Raw genomic sequence first — 6796 nt, 5'->3', positions numbered from 1 at the left:
CTGCCACCCCGGCCTCCGCGCCTCCGCCGCCGGCCGCCACACCGGCCGCGCGCTCAGGCGTGTCCGCCGCCGCACCCATGCCTGCGGGCGCCGCGGTCGCTGCCGATGTCGGCGCTGTGCCTRCCGGTGCCAATTCAGGTGCAAGCCAGCCTGGCTCGCCGGTCACGTTCGTCTGGCCGGCCGGTGCCGGCGCGGCGCCGCCTGCGGTGGACGCGCACGTCACGCCGCTGCCTGCCATCGCAGGCGTCGACTGGCAACGCGCGCTGGCGACGGCCGACCATCAATATCACCTGGTGGTGAAGCGTGCAGGCAGCTTCCTGCGCGGCTATTCGTCCGGTCCGCAGACCGTGCAATCCGCCTTGGCCAGTGGCGATTACGAACCGATACAGACTCTAGCTCACAACCTGAAGGCCAGCGCCGCCTATGTCGGCGCAACGGAACTATCCGAGCAGGCAAACACTCTGGAGCAAGCGCTGCGCGATGGGCGTAACGATGCTGCGACCGAGCTGGCGCCGGCCATGGCCGCCACGCTGCAGACCGTGCTCACCGGCCTCGCGCAACTCGTTCCGCAGGCCGTCGCCGGCACGTTCAGCGGCGCGCGCCCGGATGACGGCGCGACGCGCTCCGCCGGTGCCAGCGCCGGCCCAGGCGCCGGCCTCGCCACCAGCGCAGGCACCGCAGCTGGCGCGATTCCAGTCACCGGCGCTGCAACCGAAGGCGCTGACGCAACCGCCCGCGACCGCGCGGCGCAGGCGAGTCCGTACGCGCCCGTCCCAGGCCACTCGGCGGCGGCGACCGCGCGCGCTGGCCTGGTTGGCGCGGCGGACATCGCGCCGCTGCTGCGCCACCTCGATACCTGTTTGCGTAACGACGACGCGCGTGCCGAGGACACGCTGACCACCCTGCAAAACAAACTCCCGGCAGGTGCACCGCCGGCCGCGCACGCTGCGCTGGCAGCGGTGAGGCAAGCGGTGGAAGACATCGAGTATGATGCGGCCTTATCCCCGCTGGCCGAACTGGCCCAAGCGCTGGACATCGAACTGAGAGAGAAGGTATGAACCTCGCGGAGATGCAGAAAGTCCTGGTGGCGGACGACGATGCCATCAACCGCCAGGTGCTGGGCGAGCTCCTGAAGCCCGAGTACACGGTCCTGCTGGCCAAGAACGGCGCGCAAACGCTGGAGCGCGCGCGCCGCCACCTGCCCGACCTGATCCTGCTCGACGTCGTCATGCCCGACATGGACGGCTACGAAGTCCTGCGCGAACTGCGCGACGATCCCGCCACTGAACACATCTCGGTGATCTTCATCTCCGGCCTTGACCGTCCTGAGGATGAAGCGAACGGCCTGAAAATGGGCGCCTCCGACTACATCGCGAAACCGTTCAACGCCGTGGTGGTGATGGCGCGCGTGGCGCTGCACCTGCAGCTGGTACGCCAGCGCCGCATGCTGGAACATCTGGCAAATGTGGACGCGCTGACCAGTCTCGCCAACCGGCGCCGCTTCGACGACGTGTTTGCCCAGGAATGGCAGCGATCCCAACGCAGTGGAGAGCCGCTGTCGCTGGCCCTGCTCGATATCGATTGCTTCAAGCAGTACAACGACCTGTATGGCCATCCTGCCGGCGACCGCGTGCTGCGGGCCGTGGCGCGCACTGCGGCGGGCCTGATGCGCCGTCCCGCCGACCTGGCGGCGCGCTACGGCGGCGAGGAACTGGCGCTGCTGCTGCCCTGTACGGACGCCGTGCATGCGCGCCACGTGATGGAGACGCTGTGCGCCACCATCGCGCAGCAGAATATCCCGCATGCCGCATCGGCCGCCGCGCCCATGCTGACGGTGAGCATCGGCGGCGCCACCCATCTCCCGGGCGGCAAAGCAACCGACTATGACTTACTGGAAGCTGCCGACACTCACCTCTACCAGGCCAAGCAGGCCGGCAGAAACCGCGTGCACTGGCGCGACGCGGGCGCGGCGTAAAGACTCAATCGTCGGCGACGATCTTCTTGGGTGGTGGAGGCGGCGCGAAAGCCACGGTGTCGGATTCGGGAGCGGAATCCATCGCGTCGGATTGGGTCAGCCAGCGATCCAGGCTATCGCGGCGGCGGATGCTGATGCCCTTGGTGCTGATATAGCCGACCTGCTCGAACCAGTCGGCCTTGCAGACCATCTTGGACGTTGTCGGCAGATTATCGAACAGGCGCTCATACGCCTTGCGCGCCTTGTGCTCCCATTTCTGCAGGGTCGGTTCGTTGAAGCGATTGCTCTCGTAATAGATGGTCAAGGTGCGGTCATGGTTGCCGAAGCCGACAACGGCGGCGCCCAGGCGCACGGCCGCCAGCACTTCCTCCTTGATCGCGGCAGTGGGCACGAACAAGGCGGCGCGGCTGTCCTCCTTGTCGGGCCGCTGCAGCGGCAAATCCTGTCCAAACTGTACAGCCATCGCTCCCCCGCACTATGGTGGGCCGGACATGCAACAATGTTTCTTTCCGGCTATTTTTCCCGATTCTACCCCGGAGCCTGCCCTGGGACAAGCTTGGAGGCCGCGTATAATGCCGGTACTTCCGTTATACGACAAAATGATGTCTTTTCCATCTGCCGCCTTCGACACGGCAGCGCGCAATGTGCGCGACCTGCTCACCTACGCCATTGAACACGCCGCCCCGCAACAAGCCCTGGTCGTGTATGACCGCCGCAGCCCGCTCAACGCGGTGCTGACGGAGGCCTACCGCCGCGCCTTGCCGGAGGGCCGCTTCATCGACTTCGACAGCGTGGAGTCCCAGCAGGTGCTGGATGCCTTCGCGTCGCTGCAGGCCGGGGACCTGGTGGTGCTGATCCAGACCACCAGCTTCCGCCTCAACGAATACCGCATCCGCATGGAGCTGTTCAAGCAGGGCCTGAAGGTGATTGAGCACCTGCACCTGTCGCGCATGCCCGAACATCAGGGCCTGATCTATATCGACGCCCTGGCCTACGATCCGGCCTACTACCGCGGCACCGGCCATGCACTGAAAGCGCGCATCGACCGCGCGCAATCGGGCATGGTGGACAGCGGCGGCGAGCGCCTGGTGTTTGCATCCCCGTTCGAAGAAGCCAAACTGAATATCGGCGATTACAGCGCCATGAAAAACGCGGGCGGCCTGTTCCCCATCGGCGAAGTGTTCACCGAGGCGCAGGACCTGGAAGCAGTGAATGGCCGCGTGAAAGTGTTTGTTTTTGGCGACACTTCCTTCCACGTCAACCGCCCTGAAACGCCAATCACCATGATCGTCGAGAAAGGCCGCGTGGTCGGCGCCGAGAACAGCACGCCGGAATTCGACAATATGCTGGCCATCATCCGCGCCCACGAAGGCGAGGTGTGGGTGCGCGAACTGGGCTTCGGCATGAACCGCGCCTTATCGCGCGAGCGCATGGTGGACGATATCGGCACCTACGAACGCATGTGCGGCATCCACCTGTCGCTGGGCGCCAAGCATGGGCAGTATCAGAAGCCTCAGTTCAAGCGCAAGGATGCGCGGTATCATGTGGACGTATTCGCAGTCACCGAAGCGGTGTGGCTGGACGACGATCAGATCTACCGGGACGGCGCCTGGCTGCCTGCGTAATATCGGCGCCTCCCTTTTCGAAGGGAGACTATGCACGCTGCCATCACCTGGCTTGAATCCGTTTTTGCGGCCATTCCGTTAGGCCTGCTGGAAGTCTGGGGCCGCTTCGGCTACCTGCTCGGATTCGCCTTGATGCTATGTGCCTACGGCGGCTTTGTATTCGGCACCGACGGCCGCTGGGGCCTGGGCCGCATGCGCCAGAGCTGGAACGGCAAGGCCATGAGCAGCGCCGTCATCACCTTCGTATCCATTTTCGTTACGGGCTATATCGGTTCCTTTATCGTGCTGGTGCCGGGCGCCCAGACCTTCGAGTCGCTGAAGGACCTGTCCGTATTCCTGTGCGTGGTGCTGTTCGGCTATCCGGCCCTGCTGATTGTGCCCTTTGCCTACGGGCTGTCCGACCTGATCGAAGGCGTGCCGCCGGCCTTCCTGCTGGACTGGCTGCCCGGCTACTTCATCAACCCGGCCTGCTTCTGGCTGGCGCACCAGCTGATCGGCCGCAATCCGGACTTCCGCCGCAGCAGCGTATGGGCACGCTACGCGCTGTTCGTGTTCATCTTCATGGCGATCGAGCCGCAGCTGTGGGGCTACATCACCTCGCCCCAGTTCACGCCGGCGCTGGCCTATCGCAGCGTATCTTCCGCCCTGTTCTTCACCACCGCCATCACCTGGATTCTGGCGCCACTGGCCATGCTGCTCGCGCTGCCGCTGGCACGGCGCTATCACATGTTCTGGGCCGGGATTCCGGGCCATGTGCGCGAGCGGCCACTGGGCAGCAGCCAGTGGAAATGGGTCAATGCCCACGATGAACGCGAGCTGCTGCGCTGGGACGAAACGCCCGGCATGCCGCTGCGCATGCTGCTGGCCACACCGGTAATCGTGATGATGCTGGCGACGATCGGCATCACGGCCTGGCTGACGCTGGGCAGCGCGGAATCGGGTTCGGGCAAGCTGGCCAGCCGGCTGCATGAAGAGATCTCCTTCAATATCCGGCAGCAGCTGGATGATTACCTTGTGGCGGAACGGCAGTCCGGCCATGCCTTGCAACTGGAAGGCGTGAGCACGCTGCTGAAGGCGCAGGCCGTGGTAAAGCATGGGCAGGCCTTCATCATCAGCCTCGATGGCAATCTTCTCGCGTCATCGGCCGGGCCGACGCAGGTGGCACAGACCGCGATCAATGAACTGCGCCATGCCAACGGACCGCTTGCCTCGCTGGCCAGACCGATGCAGTACGAGTTCGATGTCGTCACCAGCAAACCGCTGGCGCGCGAAACCTGGATGAGCCAGGCCACGCCTTACCGCAGCCCCGACGGCAGTGCGGACTGGGTGCTCATCACGGTGATGCCGGAGTCCTATTATCTCGAAGGCGTCCGCACCGGTAACAGCCAGTCCGCCATGGTGCTGGCGTGGGCGCTGCTGGCGGCACTTCTGGCGGCCATCTGGCTGTCCGCGCTGGTGACAGGTCCGGTGCGCGGCATGGCGCGCGCCGCGCATGCCATCGCGGGCGGCGATATGGGCCAGCGAGTACCGGTCGGCCGTGTGCATGAACTGAGCGCACTGTCGCGTGCCTTCAACCACATGGCCACGCAGCTGCAGAAGTCCTTCAATGATTTGCAGACCATGGCGCGGGCTTTGGCGGCACGCGAGAAGTCGCTGGAGCAGAGCCAGGCGCGCTATCGCGAACTGTCCGAAGGCCTGGAGAAGCAGGTGGAAGAACGTACGCGTGAACTGAAGGTCGCGTTGCGCAATGCCGAAGCGGCGAACCAGGCCAAGAGCGCTTTCCTGTCGAATATGAGCCACGAGTTGCGCACGCCGCTGAATGCGGTAATCGGCTTTTCCGACCTGCTGGCGGGCCAGCGCGAAACCAGCGAAGACCAGCGCGGCAAGCTGGGCATGATCAACCGTGCAGGACATCATCTGCTTACGCTGATCAACGATATTCTCGACCTGTCCAAGATCGAGGCGGGACGCGCGGAGCTGAACCTCGTGCCGGTCGATCTGTCGGAGCTGTTCGCCACGGTGCTGGACATGGTACGCCTGCGCGCCCGCCAGACCGGCGTCGCCCTGCTGCTCGAGTGCGAGCATGCGCCGCATGCCGTTCTGGCCGATGGCCCCAAGCTGCGGCAGGTGCTGCTCAATCTTTTATCCAACGCCGTGAAGTTCACCACGCAGGGCAGTGTGACCTTGTCCGTCCGCAGCGAGGCGGCGGGCGCGCATCACGTGCTGCTGCATTTCGCTGTACGCGATACGGGTCCCGGCATCAGCGGCGACGACCAGGAACGCATCTTCCATCCCTTCGTGCAGGGTGCTGGCGCGCAGGCGCACAGCGGGACTGGCCTTGGCCTGGCCATCGTGCGCGATTACGTGCACCTGATGGGCGGCGCAGTAACGTTGGAATCGTCGCCCGGCGCGGGCAGTACCTTCTCCTTCTCGATTGCCGCGACGCTGGCCGATGAAAGCGCCCTGCCCGCGCGCCGCACCGAGCGCGTTGCGGGCCTGCCCGCCCACGAGCGCGGCAAGGTGGTACTCATCGTCGACGACAGCACCGAATCGCGCACCCTGCTGCGAGGGCTGCTTGAGCCACTGGGCTTTGTGACGATGGAAACCGCCGATGGAGAAGATGGCGCCGCGCGCGTGCTGGCCATGCAGCCCGATCTGGTGCTGGCCGACTGGCGCATGCCGAAGCGCGATGGCCTGTCGTTGACGCGCTTCATTCGCGCGCAGCAAGGCATTCGCCAGCCGCGCATCGTCATCCAAAGCGCCAGTGCATTCGAAGCGGAACGCCGCGAAGCACTGGCCAGCGGCGCAGATGAATTCATCCGCAAGCCGATCGAGCAGGACCAGTTGTTCGCCGCCATCGAGCGCCAGCTAGGCTTGCACTTCCTGCGCGAAGTCACGACTTCGATCGAGGTCCCCGACGCCGCCRCGCCCGAAACGCCCTTGCCCACGCCGACCGGCGCCGAGCTGTCCTCCATGAATGCCCGGTTGCGCGCCGAACTGCGCGACGCCATCGCCACCCTCAATACCCATCGCATCGACCACCTGCTGCTGACGATCGAGGCCACCCATCCGGCATTGGCGCCACGCATCCGCCACATGCTGGAACGTGCGGAACACCAGCAACTCTGGAGATTACTTGGCAATGCGGACTGACCTTAGGTAAAATTTGCTTATTTACTAACTTCGTTTGCATTCC

General features: G+C 65.0%; 5 protein-coding genes. 4 read left to right on the top strand and 1 reads right to left on the bottom strand.

Translation table 11 applies throughout. The features are described 5' to 3' along the window. Window positions 1-1058 (top strand): Hpt domain-containing protein (locus AB4Z11_RS00920; protein WP_442021995.1); only part of this gene is annotated, 1058 nt, incomplete at its 5' end. Further along, the gene (locus tag AB4Z11_RS00915; protein WP_442021993.1) at window positions 1055-1975 is read left to right on the top strand and encodes a diguanylate cyclase domain-containing protein; all 921 of its coding nucleotides are present in this window, start codon (window positions 1055-1057) and stop codon (window positions 1973-1975) included. The genes AB4Z11_RS00920 and AB4Z11_RS00915, both read left to right, overlap by 4 nt. 4 nt (window positions 1976-1979) lie before the next feature. Here the strand turns inward: AB4Z11_RS00915 and AB4Z11_RS00910 are convergent, their stop codons facing one another. Further along, window positions 1980-2438 (bottom strand): hypothetical protein, encoded by a 459-nt coding sequence (locus AB4Z11_RS00910; protein WP_442021991.1) that lies wholly within the window; start codon window positions 2436-2438, stop codon window positions 1980-1982. A 136-nt stretch (window positions 2439-2574) separates the two neighbouring features. On the opposite strand from AB4Z11_RS00910, the gene AB4Z11_RS00905 reads away from it, so the two are divergent. Then, window positions 2575-3600, top strand: coding sequence for a hypothetical protein (locus AB4Z11_RS00905; RefSeq protein WP_442021989.1), 1026 nt, complete (start codon window positions 2575-2577; stop codon window positions 3598-3600). A gap of 30 nt (window positions 3601-3630) precedes the next feature. Continuing rightward, on the top strand, window positions 3631-6753 hold the full coding sequence (locus AB4Z11_RS00900) for an ATP-binding protein (protein ID WP_442021987.1): 3123 nt from the start codon (window positions 3631-3633) through the stop codon (window positions 6751-6753). Window positions 6754-6796: the final 43 nt, after the last annotated feature.

The organism is Pseudoduganella sp. RAF53_2, from assembly GCF_052113985.1.
Lineage (GTDB): Bacteria > Pseudomonadota > Gammaproteobacteria > Burkholderiales > Burkholderiaceae_D > Rugamonas.
Note: the sequence above shows the minus strand (reverse complement) of the source record. Positions and strands in the feature narration are given on the sequence as shown.